General features: G+C 76.2%; 13 protein-coding genes. 1 reads left to right on the forward strand and 12 read right to left on the reverse strand.

The window, feature by feature from the left end; all coding sequences use genetic code 11:
• Window positions 1-36 precede the first annotated feature (36 nt).
• Entirely contained in the window at window positions 37-453 is a 417-nt protein-coding gene (locus HNR61_RS31625) for a limonene-1,2-epoxide hydrolase family protein (RefSeq protein ID WP_182846823.1), read from the forward strand.
• 194 nt (window positions 454-647) lie between these two features.
• On the opposite strand, the gene HNR61_RS31630 is transcribed toward HNR61_RS31625, so the two are convergent.
• The 12 genes from HNR61_RS31630 to HNR61_RS31685 form a co-directional block, all read right to left on the reverse strand.
• Entirely contained in the window at window positions 648-2,006 is a 1,359-nt protein-coding gene (locus HNR61_RS31630) for a glutamine synthetase family protein (RefSeq protein ID WP_182846824.1), read from the reverse strand.
• Entirely contained in the window at window positions 2,006-3,802 is a 1,797-nt protein-coding gene (locus HNR61_RS31635) for an IucA/IucC family protein (RefSeq protein ID WP_182846825.1), read from the reverse strand. The genes HNR61_RS31630 and HNR61_RS31635 overlap by 1 nt, the downstream gene beginning before the upstream one ends.
• The gene (locus tag HNR61_RS31640; protein ID WP_182846826.1) at window positions 3,799-5,130 is read right to left on the reverse strand and encodes an MFS transporter; all 1,332 of its coding nucleotides are present in this window, start codon (window positions 5,128-5,130) and stop codon (window positions 3,799-3,801) included. The genes HNR61_RS31635 and HNR61_RS31640 overlap by 4 nt, the downstream gene beginning before the upstream one ends.
• Entirely contained in the window at window positions 5,127-6,563 is a 1,437-nt protein-coding gene (locus tag HNR61_RS31645) for a lysine N(6)-hydroxylase/L-ornithine N(5)-oxygenase family protein (RefSeq protein ID WP_182846827.1), read from the reverse strand. The genes HNR61_RS31640 and HNR61_RS31645 overlap by 4 nt, the downstream gene beginning before the upstream one ends.
• Complete coding sequence (locus HNR61_RS31650) at window positions 6,560-8,383, reverse strand: IucA/IucC family protein (RefSeq protein WP_182846828.1); 1,824 nt, start codon at window positions 8,381-8,383, stop codon at window positions 6,560-6,562. The genes HNR61_RS31645 and HNR61_RS31650 overlap by 4 nt, the downstream gene beginning before the upstream one ends.
• A 35-nt stretch (window positions 8,384-8,418) precedes the next feature.
• Window positions 8,419-9,663, reverse strand: a complete 1,245-nt coding sequence (locus tag HNR61_RS31655; RefSeq protein ID WP_312898190.1) for an alanine racemase — start codon at window positions 9,661-9,663, stop codon at window positions 8,419-8,421.
• A 56-nt stretch (window positions 9,664-9,719) separates the two neighbouring features.
• Complete coding sequence (locus tag HNR61_RS31660) at window positions 9,720-10,316, reverse strand: GNAT family N-acetyltransferase (RefSeq protein WP_182846829.1); 597 nt, start codon at window positions 10,314-10,316, stop codon at window positions 9,720-9,722.
• Between the two features lie 77 nt (window positions 10,317-10,393).
• Window positions 10,394-11,893, reverse strand: a complete 1,500-nt coding sequence (locus HNR61_RS31665) for a pyridoxal phosphate-dependent decarboxylase family protein (protein ID WP_220510048.1) — start codon at window positions 11,891-11,893, stop codon at window positions 10,394-10,396.
• On the reverse strand, window positions 11,890-13,242 hold the full coding sequence (locus HNR61_RS31670; protein ID WP_182846830.1) for a diaminobutyrate--2-oxoglutarate transaminase family protein: 1,353 nt from the start codon (window positions 13,240-13,242) through the stop codon (window positions 11,890-11,892). The genes HNR61_RS31665 and HNR61_RS31670 overlap by 4 nt, the downstream gene beginning before the upstream one ends.
• Before the next feature lie 164 nt (window positions 13,243-13,406).
• The gene (locus HNR61_RS31675) at window positions 13,407-14,285 is read right to left on the reverse strand and encodes an ABC transporter ATP-binding protein (RefSeq protein WP_182846831.1); all 879 of its coding nucleotides are present in this window, start codon (window positions 14,283-14,285) and stop codon (window positions 13,407-13,409) included.
• Window positions 14,282-15,349: a FecCD family ABC transporter permease gene (locus tag HNR61_RS31680; protein ID WP_182846832.1), complete on the reverse strand. Its 1,068-nt coding sequence runs from the start codon at window positions 15,347-15,349 to the stop codon at window positions 14,282-14,284. Before HNR61_RS31680 ends, HNR61_RS31675 begins: the two co-directional genes overlap by 4 nt.
• A complete protein-coding gene (locus HNR61_RS31685; RefSeq protein WP_312898191.1) occupies window positions 15,346-16,305 on the reverse strand; it encodes a FecCD family ABC transporter permease in 960 nt (319 codons plus the stop codon). The genes HNR61_RS31680 and HNR61_RS31685 overlap by 4 nt, the downstream gene beginning before the upstream one ends.
• Window positions 16,306-16,427: the final 122 nt, after the last annotated feature.

Below are 16,427 nucleotides of genomic sequence, written 5' to 3' on the forward strand. Positions count from 1 at the left end.
TGTACGGGGCGCGGAAGGCGCGTTAGCGTGCGAAGGATGACCGACGCACCCACCGAGATCCAGGCCGTCACCGACTTCCTCGAGGCGCTGGAGGCCCTGGACGTCGACCACGCGCTGTCCTTCACGGCCCCCGGGATCGTCTACCAGAACGTGCCCCTCCCCCCGGCCCGGGGCCGCGAGGCGGTGGAACGGACGCTGCGCGCGATGGCCCGCTACGGCACCGGCTTCGAGGCCCGCGTCCACCACATCGCCGCCAACGGCCCGGTCGTGCTGACCGAGCGCACCGACGTGCTGGTCGCGGGCCCCTGGCGCGCGGAGTTCTGGGTCTGCGGCACCTTCGAGGTCCACGACGGCAAGATCACCCTCTGGCGGGACCACTTCGACTGGGCCACGCTCCTGGCGGCCTCGGCCCGGGGCGTGGCCCGGGCCGCGCTGACCCGCCTCGGCCGGTGACGCGGCCGGTGACGCGGCCCGCCCGGACGCCGCGCGGCGGCGGGCCCGGGTAAAAACCGTGCCAACTGGAACAAACCCCCTACTGCCTGCGTTGACACCGGTGACGTCGCCAACACGGCGTCAAGGTGCGGGGGTCGCCGGGGGGACGGCTCCCGCACCCTTTTCTTTTGCCGCGCTCGTCCCGCGGGCCCGCCTCACAGCCGCTCGAAGCCCCGGACCCGCTCCCAGTCGGTGACCGCGCCCTCGAACGCCTCCAGCTCGGCCCGCGCGGCCTGGGCGACGTGCCCGACCACGTCGTCGCCGAAGACCTTCCCCGCCACGGGGCTGTTCTCCCAGCGGCGCAGGGCCTCGGTGAGGGTGCCGGGCAGGCGGGGGACCGCCGGGTCGGCCAGGGCGTTGGACCGGTGGGGCGCGGGCAGCGGCAGCTCGTTCTCGACGCCGTGCAGCCCGGCCGCGATGATCGCGGCCACGGCCAGGTAGGGATTGGCGTCGCCGCCGGGCACCCGGTGCTCGATGCGCAGGGAGTGACCGGCGCCGACGACCCGGACGGGGCAGGTGCGGTTGTCGCGGCCCCAGCCGATGCCGGTCGGCGCGAACGCCCCGGGGCGCAGCCGCTTGTAGGAGTTGACGTTGGGGGCCATCAGCAGCGCGAAGTCGGCCATGCACGCGAGCTGCCCGGCGATGAAGTGCCGCATGAGGTCGGACATGCCGTCCCCGGCCGCCGGGTCGGCCAGCACGGCCGCGCCGTCGGTGCCGCGCAGCGACAGGTGGACGTGGCAGGAGTTGCCCTCGCCCTCGTCGAACTTGGGCATGAACGTGACCGCGCGGCCCTCGGCGGCGGCGATCTGCTTGACGCCGTTCTTGAAGAAGACGTGGTTGTCGCAGGTCCGCATCGCCTCGTCGTACCGGAAGACGATCTCGTACTGGCCGGGGTGGACCTCCGCCCGCGCGGTCTCCATCCGCAGCCCGGCCGCCGTCATCTCGCGGCGGACGCGCCGCACCAGCGGCTCGACGCCCTCCAGGCCCTGCAACGAGTAGTCGACGTTGTACCGGGTGGCGGGCCGCAGCCCGTGGTAGCGGTGCTCCCAGGCCTGCGCGTAGGACTCGCCGAACACCAGGAACTCCAGCTCGGTCCCGGCGAGGGCGGTCAGGCCGAGGGCGGCGAGCCGGTCGAGCTGCTCGCGCAGGACGCGGCGGGGCGCGACCCGCACCGGCTGCCCGTCGGGCCAGGAGGCGTCGGCCAGCACCACGGCCGTGCCCGGGTCCCAGGGCGGCAGCCGGACGGTGCCGGGGTCGGGGCGCAGCACGAAGTCGCCGAACCCGCTCTGCCAGGCGTCGATCGCGTAGCCGGGGCCGGTGTCCATCTCCACGTCGGTGGCCAGCAGGTAGACGCAGGCGTTGAAACCGTCGCCGGCGGCCTCGTCCAGGAAGTAGGGCGCCGACAGGCGGCTGCCCTGGAGCCGTCCCTGGAGGTCGGGCACCGCGACGACGACCTCCTCCAGGCGGCCGGCCTCGGCCTCGGCGCGCAGAGGGTCGAAGGAGGGGGCGGACATCACTTCTCCTCGGGGAGCGCGGTGGCGAGCGGGTTGGCGACGCGGCCGTGGACGACGTCGAAGCCCTCGTCGCGTTCGGCGCGGTCGTGGAAGCCGCCGCCGAGAAGCTGCTCGCGGTTGAGGGCGACCCGGTCGAACTCGGGGGCCAGCAGCCCGAATCCGGCGAAGCGGTCGGCCAGCTCGGGGAAGCGGGCGTGGTAGCGCTCGACCTCCCGGCGCACCATGGCCCAGAACTCCTGCTCCGGGACGCCCAGGTGCTCGGCCGCCAGCGGCGCGAAGAACCGGAAGTGCCCCGCGAAGACCGCGCTGAGCAGGGAGTGGGCCAGCTCGTGGGCGGGCCAGCGCAGCAGGACGCGGTCGGCGCGTTCGGGCAGGCCGGCGTACTCGGGGTGGTCGCCGGGCAGCAGGTTGACGTCCTCGGCGAAGTCCTTGACGGCGATGCCGACGGGGACGTCCCGCTCGTCGTAGAGGACGACGGTGTTCTCGCCGTGCGGGCAGAACGCGACGCCGTACCGGTACAGGTAGTGCAGCAGGCCGGGCAGCAGGGCCGACAGGAACGCCTCCAGCCACCGGTCGGCGGGCAGCCCGGAGCGCGCGACCAGCTCGGCGGCCAGGGCGCGGCCGTCGGAGCCGACCTTGAGCAGGGCCGCCATGGTGCGGGCGCGCCGCCCGTCGCCCAGCAGGGCGTCCACGGGCTCGCGCCAGACGGCGCCGAGCAGCTCGTGGTAGCGGTAGGGGGCGTCCCCGACCGACTCGTACAGCGGGTGGCGCACCGCGACGGCGGCGACCTCCCCGAGGGGGTGGAAGACCAGCTCGTCGCGCAGGTAGGGGTCGGCCGCGCGGACGCCGTGCAGCCAGGCGGTGACGTCCGGCGCGGCGGAGGTGGGCTCGGTGGACAGGCCGCGCCAGACCAGGGTGTTGCGGATGAGCAGCGGCACCTTGACGTTGCGGCGGTGCGGGTGGTCGAGGTTGGCGAGGGTGCGGATCGACTGGAGCGGGCGGTACCGGTCGGGACTCTCGCCGAGCCGCACGATGCGGCCCTCGGCGAGGTAGGGCGCGAACAGCGTCTCCACCGCCTCGTCCCAGTGGAACGGGTGGACCGGCATCCAGACGAAGTCGGCCGGGCGGTGGGGGCCGCCGGCGCAGGCCGCCGCCAGCGCGGCGGCGAACCGCTCGCGGACCTCCTCGTCCAGCTCCTCCTTCAGCAGGGTCTCGGCGTCCAGCCCGGGGACGCCGGAGTAGCCGGCGAGGCCGGAATGGACGGCGGCCCAGACCAGGCGGACCGCCGCGGCGGTCTCGGGCGCGTAGGCCGCCGAGTCGGAGGCGGAGAAGCCGAGCCGTCCCTTGTTGAGCAGCATGCAGGGGTGCCCGTCCTGGTGGGCCTCCAGGGCGAGGTGGTCCAGGTCGGCCAGGTCGGCGGCGGGCAGGGCGCGGGCCAGGGACCCGGCGTCGGCGCGCCGGGTGGCGGTCAGCTCCCGCAGCACCTCGGCGGTGGTGGGGCCGTCCCAGCCGAGCACGCCGCGGGCGTCGAGCAGGAACCGTTCGGGACCCGCCTCGCCGTCGCCGGGGGCGGGGTGGCGCGCGGGCGGCCCGGCGAGCCGCCAGGTGCCGAAGGTCCCGCGGGCGGCGCGGAAGGTCCAGCGGACGCCGTCGCCGAACTCCAGCCGGTAGGCGCCGGCGCCACCCGCCGGGTCCGGCTCGGGGACCAGCAGTTCCTCGTAGGCGAACTCCTCGACGGCCTTGACCAGCAGCCGGCGGCCCGCCTCGGCCCAGGCGTCTCGGGTGACGGGATTCATCGGTCGTACTCCTTGACTCGCATGGAGGCGTGCACGGGCGCTTCGCCGGGGACGGCGGCGAAAGCGGTGTCGGATGGGGCCGGAAGGGGGGCGGGGGGACCGGACGCCCGCGCCCGCGGCAGGGCGGCCGCGGCGACGCACAGCAGCGCCGCGGCGGCGACCGTCAGCGGCAGGGCCAGGCCGTGGGAGACCATGGCCGCCGACACCAGCGGGGCCGCCAGCAGCCCGGCCGAACGCACGGTCTCCACGGCGGTGAAGGCGGGCCCGGCGGTGCCGGTGGAGTGGAACATCCGCATCTCCACGGCCACCTGCGCCAGGCCCAGCCCCAGCCCCGTCAGCAGCCGGCCGCAGACCAGCTCCGGCAGGCCGTCGGCCGCGTACTGCCACACGAACCCGGCCGCGCAGACCGTGGCCGCCACCGGCAGCAGCCGGTGGCCGAACCGGTCGTGGCAGCGCCGCGCCAGCGGCAGCGTCGCCAGCGCGCCCAGGCTCGGCAGGAAGAACAGCACCGCGCCGCCCAGCGAGCCGCTGCCGAGGCCCTCGGCGAACTCGGTGAAGAACGGGCGCGCCACGGCGAGCGCGAAGTCGAACGCGACACCGATCAGGGCCGCCTGCGCCAGCAGCAGCCACCAGCGGCGGCGCGGGACGGCGGCCCGCCCCCCGCCCGCGTTCCCGGACGACGGCGCCGGCCGCCGCTCGCCGGACGGCAGCCGCCGCAGCGCCCGCAGGATGAGGACCGCCAGCAGCACGTCGGCCACCGCGAACGCCGACACGCCGAGGCGCGGGTCGGGCAGCGCGAGCACGGCCGCCCCCACCAGGGTCGCCGCCACCGCCGTCACGTGGAACACCACGACGATGGAGCGCACCGCGGCCAGCTCGGCGTGCTCGGCGTCGCCCTGCTCCTCGGCCGCCTTCCGGGTGCACTCGGCGACGAAGGCCGGATAGGCCAGCAGCAGCGCGGCGTTGCACGCCACCGAGACGGCCGACAGGGCGGTGAAGGCGACGTAGCTCGGCGCGAACCCCAGCATCACGTCCACCGCGGCGGCCGAGCACAGCCCGGCGACCACGCACTGGTGCAGCGGCCACCGGCGGGCCGCCAGCCCCCACAGCGGGAGCGCGGCCAGCCCCATGATGCGGCAGACCCACAGGTACAGGCCGGTCGCCTCGGGGTCGTCGACGTCGTAGAGGCGCTCGAACAGCTGGGGGAAGAAGGGGGCGAGCGCGGTCTCGGCGATGAGGTACAGCGCGATCACCGCGATCAGGAGGGCCCGCAGCGGCACCCCGGGCCGCGCGGGGGCGGCCTTCCCGGCCGCCGGGGAAGGGGTCACCGCCGGGGTCCGATCGGGTCCGGCAGGCGTTCGGCCGGGACGGGCACGTCGTCGCCGGAGGCGGCGGGGGAGCCGGTGACGGCGGGGCCCTCGGGCGCGCCGAACGTCGTCCAGGCGGCCCGCTCGGGCACCGGCAGGACGGTCCGCCCGCACACCGCGTTGAGGATCTTCGCGGCGCGCCAGGCGCCGAGGGTGAGGTCGGGGGCCCCGACGCCGTGGGTGTGCATCTCGGCGTTCTGGACGTACAGGGTGCCGTCGACGCGCGGGTCGAGCGCGACCCGGTACCGGTCGTCGATCCGGTAGCGGCCCCGGGCGTCCCAGTCGACCAGGTCGCCCATGGCGTCCAGGAACGCCGGGCGGGTGGCGGCGTAGCCGGTGGCCGCGACGATCGCCGAGGTGCGGAAGGTGAAGGAGCGGTCCTGCTGGCCGTGGTGGCAGGTCAGCGCGTACCCGTCGCCGTCGGCCTCGACCGCGCGCAGCTCGACGCCCGGGTGCAGGTCGACGCGGGGGCGCCCGCCGCCGATGGTGCGCTCGTACATCTCGTCGTGGATCTCGGCGAGGGTCTCGACGCTGACGCCCTTGTAGAGCTGCCACTGCTCGCGGACCAGCCGCTCGCGGCGCTCCTCGGGCAGCCCGCGGAAGTAGCGGATGTAGTCGGGCGTGAAGTGCTCCAGCCCGATCTTGGAGTACTCCATCGGGGCGAACGCGGGGGTGCGGGCCAGCCAGCGGACGAACGGGCCGCCGCGCCCGTCCCCGTCCTGGCGGCGGATGAGGTCGAGGACGACCTCGGCGCCGGACTGCCCGGCCCCGAGCACGGTCACGTCGTCGGCCTCCGCCAGGGTGTCGCGGTGGTCGCGGTAGTCGGCGCTGTGCAGCACGCGGCCCCGGTGCGCGTCGGTCAGCAGGGGCCGCAGCGGCTCGGGCACCACCGGGGTGGTGCCGACGCCGAGGACGACCTGCCGGGCCAGCACCCGTTCGGTCGCGCCGTCGGCCGACCGGTGGGTCACCGCGAACGCCCCGGCGGCGTCGTCCCAGGTGACGGCGGTGACCTCGGCGTCGAAGCGGCAGGAGGGCAGCCGTTCGGCGACCCAGCGGCAGTAGTGGTCGTACTCGCGGCGGGGGATCAGGAACCGCTCGGAGAAGAAGAACGGGAACATCCGGTCGTGGTGCCGCAGGTAGTTCAGGTACGACCAGGGGCTGGTGGGGTCGGCCATCGTGACCAGGTCGGCGAGGAAGGGCACCTGGAGGGTGGTGCCGTCCAGCAGCAGGCCCGGGTGCCAGGAGAAGGCGGGCCTGGCGTCCAGGAACAGCGCCTTCAGGTCCGGCACGCCGTCCGCGAGGGCGGCCAGGGACAGGTTGAACGGTCCGATGCCGACGCCGACGAGGTCGTAGGGGGTGCCGTGCGGGGCGTCATGGGGGGTCTGGGGGTTCAACGCCGCTCCTCCGCGAGGGGGTTGGGAAGGTCGATGTAGACGGACTGGGTGTGCACGTCGCCGACGAGTTCGTCGAGCCCGTCCACGCAGGTGAGATAGTTGCCCTTGCAGCGCAGCGCGGGCGCGTCGAGCAGCAGGTCCAGCAGGCCCTTGGCGCCGGGCTCGGTGGCGCGCAGCCGCTCCAGCCGCGCGCGCAGCACCGCCAGCAGGTCGCCCTCGTCGGCCAGGCCCTGGGAGCCCAGGGCGCCGACGAGGCCCAGCAGGTTGCTGATGCCGAGGTAGTAGCCGACGCGTTCGTCGACGAAGGCGTCGTCGAAGACCAGCTCGACGTCGTCGGTCGCGCCGGGCAGCAGGCGCTCCACCTCGCCGAGGCGGGACTCGGCGAGGTAGTAGCCCTGGCTGTCGCGGTACCAGCCCGCGTCCGGCAGGCCGTCGTCGCCGAGGGCGACCAGGGTGTTCTGGTGGTGCGGCTCCAGGGCGATCCCGTAGCGGGCCTGCAACCGGATCAGGGGGACGGCCAGGACGTCCAGGTAGCGTTCCAGCCAGCGCGCGGCGGCCGCCGCGACCGTGGTGCCGTGGACGCGGGCGGCCCGCGCCACGGCCGCGGCGAGCAGGCTGCGGTGCCGGGGCGCCGACCCGTCGCCGGGGCCGGTCCGCTCGGCCAGCAGCCCGGCGACGCACAGTCCCTCGCGGCCGCCGCCCCGGAACGGGTTGTCGCGCACGGCGGTCTCCAGGCCGGTCTCGGCGCCCGAGGTGCCGACCGAGACCCAGGCGAAGTCCCGCAGGATCGCGAAGTCGGGGTGCTCGGCGCGCAGCCAGTCGGCGGGGCCCGCCGCCAGCAGCCGGGCGGCGCTGACCCCGAGGCGCATCTCGCCGCGCAGGTTGTTGCGGCGGGAGTTGGTGATGCGCATGCCCAGCGACAGCTTGAGCATCACCTCGGCGTCGGGCCGGTGGACCGTCCGCACCGAGGAGGTGGGGAACCAGGGCGCCCCGCCGGGCCCCAGCGGGATCAGCAGCCCCTCGTCCACGAGCCGCCGCAGCTCCGGCCGGTGCGCCGCCTCCCGCGCCTGCCAGGGGTGCGCGGGGACCGGCACGGTGCCCGGCGGCAGGTCGACGCCGCCCGCCAGCGGGAGCAGCAGGTCGGCCACCGCGCGGCCGTCGGCGCTGTCGCCGACCACGATCTCGGGGCGGGCGGCGAACCAGTGCAGGGCGAACGAGCCGCGCAGCTCGGGGGAGAAGCCGGCCAGTTCCCGTTCGGTGGCCTCCTCGCGGCTCTTGGGCGCCGGGTGGAAGGGGTGGCCCAGCAGGAGCGCCTGCTCGGCGTCCAGGAACGGCGTCGGCCCGGCGGCCCCGTCGGGCTCGGCGCGGCGGGACGCCAGGTGGGCGGCGATCCGCGCGGCGGAGCCGATGACGCGGCCGACGGCGTCGGCGCCCAGGTGGGCGGGGTGGCCGCGGCCGGTCGTGGTCTCGCGGACCGCCGCCGCCGCGACCAGCGCCACGTCGGCGGGCGGCGCGTCGTCCCGGCCGGTGCCGAGCACGGTCGGCACGCCGAAGCGGTGCCAGCCGGTGGCCGAGCGGTACCGGACCGGCACGCTCAGCCGCAGGCCGCTGGCGGGGAAGTCGAGCAGCAGGTCGCGGCCGGGTGCGGGCACCCTGGTGCCGGTCTCCCGGACGTAGGCGCGCAGCAGCGTCTCGACGGCGGCCGCGTCGGCGGCGCGCGCGGCGTCGGGGTGGTCGAGCGGGTCGGGCCCGCCGGCGGGGGTCCGGTGGTCGAGGGGGCCGGGGCCGACCGTGGTCGGCGGGGGCGGCGGAAGGGGCATCGGGGACTCCGGGGAGGGGAACGGGCGGGGCCCGGTCAGAGCAGGACGCGGTCGGCGACGGGGTGGCCGAGGAAGGAGTGCATGGCGAACTCCCAGCCGTAGGAGCCCGCGTAGGGGAACACGGCGATGTCGCCCGCGCGCACGCGGTCCACCCGCACGTCCCGCAGCAGCGTGTCCTCGGGGGTGCACAGCTCGCCGACGAACGTGACGCGGGTGTCGGCGGCCTCGGGGCGCGGGCAGTCCTCCGGCCACTCCTCGACGGGCAGGACCGCGACGTTGTGGACGATGTCCCAGGAGGTGGGGAGCTGGAAGTGGTTGATGCCGCCGCGCAGCGCGGCGAACGACCGCCCGTAGGAGTGCTTGACGTCGGTGACCTCGGCGGCGTACCAGCCGCAGTCGGCGACCAGGAACCGGCCGGGCTCCAGCGCCACCCTCACCCCCTCGGGCACCGCGACGTCGGCGGCCAGCTCCCCGAACCGGGCCACGTCGAAGGGCTTCTCGCCCTCGAAGTTCACGCCGATGCCGCCGCCGACGTCCACGTGCCGCAGGTCCACGCCGTGCCGGGCGGCCGTGGCGAGGCTCCACTCCACGCACCAGCGCAGGTAGGTCGCGTGGGTCTCGGCGTCGAGGTTGTTGGAGGCGGCGTGGATGTGGAAGCCCACCAGGTCGATGCCCGGCAGGCGGCGGGCGAGGGCGACCGCGTCGGCCACGTCCGGTTCGGCCACGCCGAACTGCGAGGGCTCGCCGCCCATGTGCAGGGACCCGGTGACGGGGATCTCGGCGGGGTTGACGCGCAGCGCGACCCGCGCGGTCGTGCCGCGCTCGCGGGCGATGCGGCTGACGCGGTGCAGCTCCAGCGGGCTCTCGGCGTTGATCGCCTCGACCCCGGCCTCGACCAGCCCGGTCAGGACGGGCACCGACTTGGCCGGTCCCGCCGCGACGACCGGCGCGGGGGATCCGGGCGCGGCGGGCCTGGCGGCGGTGGCCAGGGCCAGCTCCGACAGCGAGGCGACCTCGAACCCGTCGACGTGCGGGGCCAGCGCCTCGACGATCCCCGGGAAGGCGTTGGCCTTGACCGCGTAGTAGACGGCCGCCCACGCGGGCAGCGCCGCGCGCAGTTCGCGGGCGCGCCCCGCCGCGACCCGGCCGTCGTACAGGTAGGCCGCGACCGGCGTCCCGGCCCGCGCGAGGTCGAGGACGCGCCGCCGCACGTGCGCGGGCACGACGTCGGCGGGGTAGGCGGAGCGGGGCGCGGCGGACGGGGGGAGTTCTATGGACACGACGGCTGCCTTGCTGGTGGGAGGGGACGCGGGGAGGGACGGGCGCGCGGCGCGGATCAGGCCGGGCGCAGCGAACGCACGATCATGGTGTGGGGGCGCCAGCCGGGGTAGGGCTCCATGGTGCCGACGGGGGTGAACCCGTAGGCGGCGTAGCGGCCGAGGACGACGGCGTTGCCGTCGGTGACCAGCGCGGCGGCCCGCTCCTCCGGACGGTGGGCCAGGAACGACTCCAGCAGCGTGGCGGCGACGCTGCTCCGCCGCCAGGGCACGCCGACCAGGAGCTCGCAGAGCCCCACGGTGCGTCCGGGGTGCTCGCGGACGAACTCCGGGTCGGGCGCGGGGGTGAGGCCCTCCCACCACAGGGAGTCCTCGGGGAGGGTGTAGCCGTAGAGGAACCCGGCGACGCGTTCGCCGTCGAAGGCCGCGACCAGCTCGAAGCCGGGCCGCCCGCGGTGGCGTTCCAGGCGTTCGCCGATCGGCGGGTCGTTGTGGTCGCTGAGGTCCAGCGCGTGGGCGTAGACGTCCTCGTAGGCGTCCACCCACAGCGCGAGCCGCTCCCCGGCCGCCGGGCCGTCGAGGCGCTCCATGCGCAGGGCCGGGGCGTTCGGGAGGGAGGCGGGGGCGGGGCCCGCGTCGGTGAGCAGTTCGGTCATGGTCCTTCTCCGGGGGTCGGCCGGGGGCGTCCGGCGGCGCGCGGCCGCCGGGCGTCCCCGGCTGGGGGACGGGGCCGCTAGTGGCCGGTACCGGCCGGGGCGGGGTTCTCCGCCCGCTCGGCGACCAGCTTGAGCAGGGCGTCGAGGTCGGCGGCGGTGGTGCGCGGGTGCAGCAGCGTCACCTTCAGCCACAGGCGGCGGCGTCCGTCGCCGTCGGCGACCCGGGCCCGGCCGAGGACCGCCCGCCCCTCGGCGAGCAGCTCCCGCCGGATGCCCGCGACGAGCTCGTCGCCCGCCTCCTCGCCCGCCGTCGCGGCCAGCGCGTCGGCCGCCACCGGCCGGAACAGCACGGTGCTGATGCCGGGGGAGCCCGCGTGGCGGCGCAGCGCCGGATGCGCGTCGACGGCGCGGGCGAACTCCTCGGCCACCCCGACGCAGTGCTCGACCGCGCCGCCCATGCCCCGGCGGCCCAGGGCCCGCAGCGTCGCCGCGATCTTCAACGCGTCCGGGCGGCGCGAGGTGCGGATGGAGCGGCCGAGCAGGTCCGGCAGCCCGGCCTCGGTGTCGTCGTCGGCGTTGAGGTAGTCCGCGGTCAGCGACAGCGGCTCCAGCAGGGCGGTGTCGGCGACCGCCAGCACCCCGGCGGCCACCGGCTGCCATCCCAGCTTGTGCAGGTCGTAGGTGACCGACACCGCGTGCTCGATCCCGGCCAGCCGCGGCGCCAGCCGTTCGCTGAACAGCAGGGGTCCGCCGTAGGCCGCGTCGACGTGCAGCTCGGCGCCGTGCGCGCGCGCCACCTCGGCGAGTTCGGGCAGGGGGTCGACCAGCCCCTCGTCGGTCGTCCCGGCCGTGGCGGCCACCAGCGCCGGGGACCCGTCGCGTCCGGCGTGCGCGGCCAGGGCCCGGCCGAGCGCGGCGGGGTCCATCCGGCCGCCGGGGCAGTCGACGACCACCGGCTCGGGAAGGCCGAGCAGCCACGCGGCCCGGCGCACGCTGTGGTGGGCGTTGGCGCCGACGAACACCCGCGGCGCGCGGGCCCCGGCGGCGAGCGCCCGTTCCCGGAACAGCAGCAGGGCGACCAGGTTGGACTCGGTCCCGCCGCTGGTGATGACCGCGTCGGGGGCGGGGCGGCCGGCGTACACCAGCCGGGCGAGGACGGCGGTGACCTCGTCCTCGACGACCGCGGCGGCGGGCGCCTGGTCCCAGGAGTCCATGGAGGGGTTGAGCGCGGAGGCCGCCAGGTCCGCCGCGGCGGCCACGGCGAGCGGCGGGGTGTGCAGGTGCGCCACGCAGTGGGGGGCGGAGGGGTCGGCGGCGCCCTCGGCGGCGGCGCGGGCCACGCCGTACAGCGCCTCCTCCACCGGCAGGCCCTCCTCGGGCAGGATCGGGACGCACCGGGCGCGGGTGCGGGCCGCGACCGCCTCCGGGCCGCCGGCGGGCAGCGGCCCGCCGCGCGCGGCGGCGCCGTCGGCCAGCGCGTCGAGCGCGACGGACGCCAGGCGGCGCAGCGCGTGCGGCGCGGCCGGATCGGCGGTCGCGTCGGGGCGGATCGGGTCGGGACGGGCGGTCTCGCTCACGCGGCACGCTCCACGGCGACGTCGGCCAGCGCGTCGGCGATGCGGTGCAGCACCGAGTCGGCCTCCTCGTCGGTGAGGACCAGCGGCGGCAGCAGCCGCAGCACGCTGTCGCCGCGCCCGCCGAGTTCGAGGATCAGGCCGTGCTCCAGGCAGGCGGCCTGGAGCGCGCGGGCGAAGGCCGGGTCGCCGGGCAGGGAGCCCCGGGCGTCCGGCTCGGCGGCCGGGTCGACCAGCTCGGCGCCGATCATCAGGCCGCGGCCGCGCACCTCGGCGATCTGCGGGTGCTCGGTGGCCAGCTCGCGCAGCCCGGCGCGGAGGCGTTCGCCCAGCTTGGCGGCGCGCTCGGCGAGCTGCTGCTCGGCGACGGTCCGCAGCGTGACCTCCCCGGCGACCATGGCCAGGGTGTTGCCGCGGAAGGTGCCGGTGTGGTCGCCCGGCTGCCAGGTGTCCAGATCCGGCCGGTAGGCGATCAGGGCCAGCGGCAGGCCGCCGCCCACGGCCTTGGAGGTGACGAGGATGTCGGGGGTGATCCCGGCGCGCTCGCAGGCCCAGAAGTCGCCGGTGCGGCCGATTCCGGTCTGCACCTCGTCGACGATGAGCAGGATGCCGTGCTCGGCGGTGATGCGGCGCACCTCGCGCAGCCACGCGTCCGGGCCGGGCACGACCCCGCCCTCGCCCTGGACGACCTCCAGGATGACGGCGGCGGGCGTGCCGACGCCGCTGCTGGGGTCGGTGACGTAGCTCTCCATCAGGTGGGCCGACAGCTCGCCCGCCCGGTCCGCGCCGACGCCGAACGGGCAGCGGTAGCCGTAGGGGTAGGGCAGCCGGGTCACGGGCTGGGCCTCGGCCGGGCCGAACGCGGCCGAGCCGCGCCGCATCCGGCCGGGGCCGGACACCGAGGAGGCGCCGAGCGTCATGCCGTGGTAGGCGCCGGTGAAGGCGAACACGCCCTGGCGTCCGGTGGCGTTGCGGGCCAGCTTGAGCGCCGCCTCGACGGCGTCGGTCCCGGCGGGGCTGCAGAAGTGCAGCTTGGCGTTGTCGCGGAGGGTGCCCGGCAGCCGCCGCAGCAGCTCGCCGCTGAAGGCGTCCTTCTGCGGGGTGATCATGTCCAGGGCGTGCAGCGGGGCGCCCGAGCCGAGCGCCTCCTGCAGGGCGGCGACCACGTCGGGATGGTTGTGGCCGAGGGCGAGGGTGCCCGCCCCGGAGAGGCAGTCGAGGTAGGCGCGGCCGTCGGCTCCGGTCACGCGGGCGCCGGCGGCGGAGACGGGCGCCACCGGGAGGGACCGCGCGTAGGTCCGGGCGGCGGACTCACGTTGCGCCTGTCGGTCGAGGAGACGGGCACGCAGCATGGGGGATCCTTCGGTCACGAGCGGGGACGGGAGGGCCGGGGCAAGCCTGGCGGGGACAAGCCTGGGAAGGAGGCGGCTCACCGCCCGCAGACTTAGGTAAGGCTAACCTAGCAAAATGTGCGCCGTCGTCCACCGGCCGGACGCCCCGGTCCCCGCGTCGTTGCTCACATCCGCTCGTCCCGGGGCCCCTCGACGAGCCCGGTGTGGCGGCTCAGCGGGATCACCAGCGGCGCGCCGGTCTCCTCGTCGACGCGCACGCGGGCCCGCAGCCCGAAGACCTCCTCCACCAGCTCCTCGGTGAGCACCTGCGACGGCGTCCCCTGCGCGACCACGCGCCCCTGCCGCATCGCCACCAGCCGGTCGGCGTAGCGAGCCGCCAGCGACAGGTCGTGCAGGACCATCACGACGGTCCGGCCCATCGTCAGGTGCAGGTCGCGCACCAGGTCGAGCACCTCGACCTGGTGCGCCAGGTCCAGGTGGTTGGTCGGCTCGTCCAGCAGCAGCAGCTCCGTCTGCTGCGCCAGCGCCATGGCGATCCACGCGCGCTGCCGCTGGCCGCCCGACAGCTCGTCCAGCGTCCGCCCCGCCAGCTCGACCATGCCGGTGGCGCGCAGCGCCTCCGCGACGGCGGCCTCGTCGTCGGAGGACCACCGCCGGTACCAGGTCTGGTGCGGGTGACGCCCGCGCGCCACCAGGTCGGCGACGCTCAGCCCCTCCGGCGCCATCGGCGACTGCGGGAGCAGCCCGACGCGTTCGGCGACCTCCCGCGTGGGGATGCGGTGGACGGGCCGGCCGTCCAGCAGCACCGACCCGGCGGCGGGCTTCATCAGCCGCCCGAACGCCCGCAGCAGCGTGGACTTGCCGCAGCCGTTCGGCCCGATGATGACGGTGACCGTCCGGTCCGGGACGTCGAGGTCCAGCTCGTGGACGACCGTCCGGTCGCCGTAGGCGAGCGTCAGCCCCTGCGCGCGCAGCCGCACCGAGGGGCCGGCCTCCTCCGGCGGCGCGGCGCTCGCGGACCGGGTGGGGGTGGTGTCGGTCATGACGTGCGGGCCCTTCCGCTTCGAACGAGCAGGTACAGCAGATACGGCGCGCCCAGCGCGGCGGTGAGGATGCCGACGGGCAGCTCGACGCTCCCGAAGGCGGTGCGGCCGAGGACGTCGGCCCACACCGTGACGGCCGCCCCGACCAGCGCGGACGCCAGCAGCGGCGGCGAACCCGCGCGCACCAGCCGGACCGCCAGCTGCGGGCTGGCCAGCGCCACGAACGCGATCGGACCGGCGGCGGCCGTCGCGGCGGCGGTGAGCAGCACCGCGGTGAGCAGCAGCACCGCGCGGGTCGCGTTCATCCGGACGCCCAGGCCGCGCGCGGTGTCGTCGTCGAACGCCAGCGCCCCGAAGGGGAACGACAGCGCCAGGGCCACCGGCAGCAGCGCCACCAGCGCCCACAGGGGCGCCCGCGCGGTGTCCCAGGACGCGCCGTTGAGGCTGCCGTTGAGCCACAGCAGCGCGCGCCCGGCGTCGACGATGTCGGCCTTGAGCAGCAGCCACGACAGCACGCTGGTGAGGACGGCGTTGACGCCCACCCCCACCAGCAGCACGCGGTACCCCGACAGGTCGCGCCGCACGGCCAGCAGGTAGACGGCCACGGCCGCCAGCAGCCCGCCCACGGCCGCCGCGACCGGGATGCCGACGTCGGCCACCGCGCCGCCGACGCCCCCGTAGGCGCCGCCGAACACGATGACCGTCACCGCGCCCACCCCCGAGCCCGCCGTGATCCCGAGGATGTCGGGGCTGGCCAGCGGGTTGCGGCCCAGCCCCTGGATGATGGCCCCCGCCAGCGCCAGCGACGCCCCGACCAGCGCGCCGGTCGCCGACCGCGGCAGGCGCAGCCCGGTCACCACCAGGCGGTCGGCCTCGTCCCCGCCGCCGAACAACGCCAGGGCCACCTGACCGAACGGGATGTCGATGTCACCGCGCCCGCAGTTGACGACCACCCCGAGGAACAGCACGCCGAGCGTCACCAGCGGGACCAGCACCGTACGCGGCCGCCACGGAGCGGAGACCGGACCGACGCGCAGGGCCGCGCGTCCGGGCACGACACTCATATCCGCACCGCCCCGCGCCGCCGCACCAGCTGGATGAAGACCGGCGCGCCGATGAGCGCCAGCACGATGCCCACCTGCAGCTCACCGGGCCGGGCCACCAGCCGCCCGAGGGTGTCGGCCGCCACCATCAGCACCGCCCCGATCAGCGCCGCCTGCGCGGTGATCCAGCGGTAGTCGGGCCCCGACAGGTACCGGGCGATGTGCGTGCCGACCAGGCCGACGAACCCGATCGGCCCGCACACGGCCACCGCCGTCCCGGTCAGCAGCGTCACCGCCGTCATGCCCAGCGCGCGGTTGAGCCCGACCCGCACGCCCAGCGACCGCGCCACGTCCTCGCCGAGCGACAGCGCGTTCAGCCCCGGCGTGTTCAGCGCGGCCACCACCAGCCCGACCACGATGAACGGAAGGGCCTTCACCGTCAGCTCCAGAGGCTGGCCGCTGACCGACCCCACCGTCCAGAACCGGTAGGTCTCCAGCGCCTGCCGGTCGAACAGCACCATCCCGGCGGTGAGCGCCGTGAACAGCGCGTGCGCCGAGGCCCCGGCCAGCGCCAGCGTCACCGGCGTCGCGCCGCCGCGCGTCAGCGCGCCCACCGCGTACACCCCGGCCCCGGCGAGCGCGGCGCCGAGGAACCCGAACCACACATAGCCGTACAGGCCGGTGACGCCGACCAGGAAGATCGAGGCCACGACGCCCATGCCCGCGCCGGCGCTGATGCCGAGCACGACCGGGTCGGCGATGGGGTTGCGGGTGTGCCCCTGCATCAGGGCCCCGGCGGCGCCCAGCGCGAGACCGGCGACGACCGCCGTCACCGTGCGGGGCAGCCGCAGCGACCGTACGATGACGTCGCCCTCGGAACCCGAGGCGTGCCACAGCCCGTGCCAGATCTCACCCGGGCTGAGCGGCTCGGCGCCCAGCGCGATGCTCAGCATGACGGCCAGGACCAGCCCGCTCACCAGAACGACGGTCCACACCCCCCGCCGTGTCGCGCTTTCGGACGCGACCTGCCGTGTCCGCCCACGTTTCGTGGGCGGCGCAGGTAGCGCTTCGGTCACGATCCCCTCCCCGGCGACGTATC

It is taken from the genome of Actinomadura kijaniata (genome assembly GCF_014138665.1).
GTDB classification, from domain to species: Bacteria; Actinomycetota; Actinomycetes; order Streptosporangiales; family Streptosporangiaceae; genus Spirillospora; species Spirillospora kijaniata.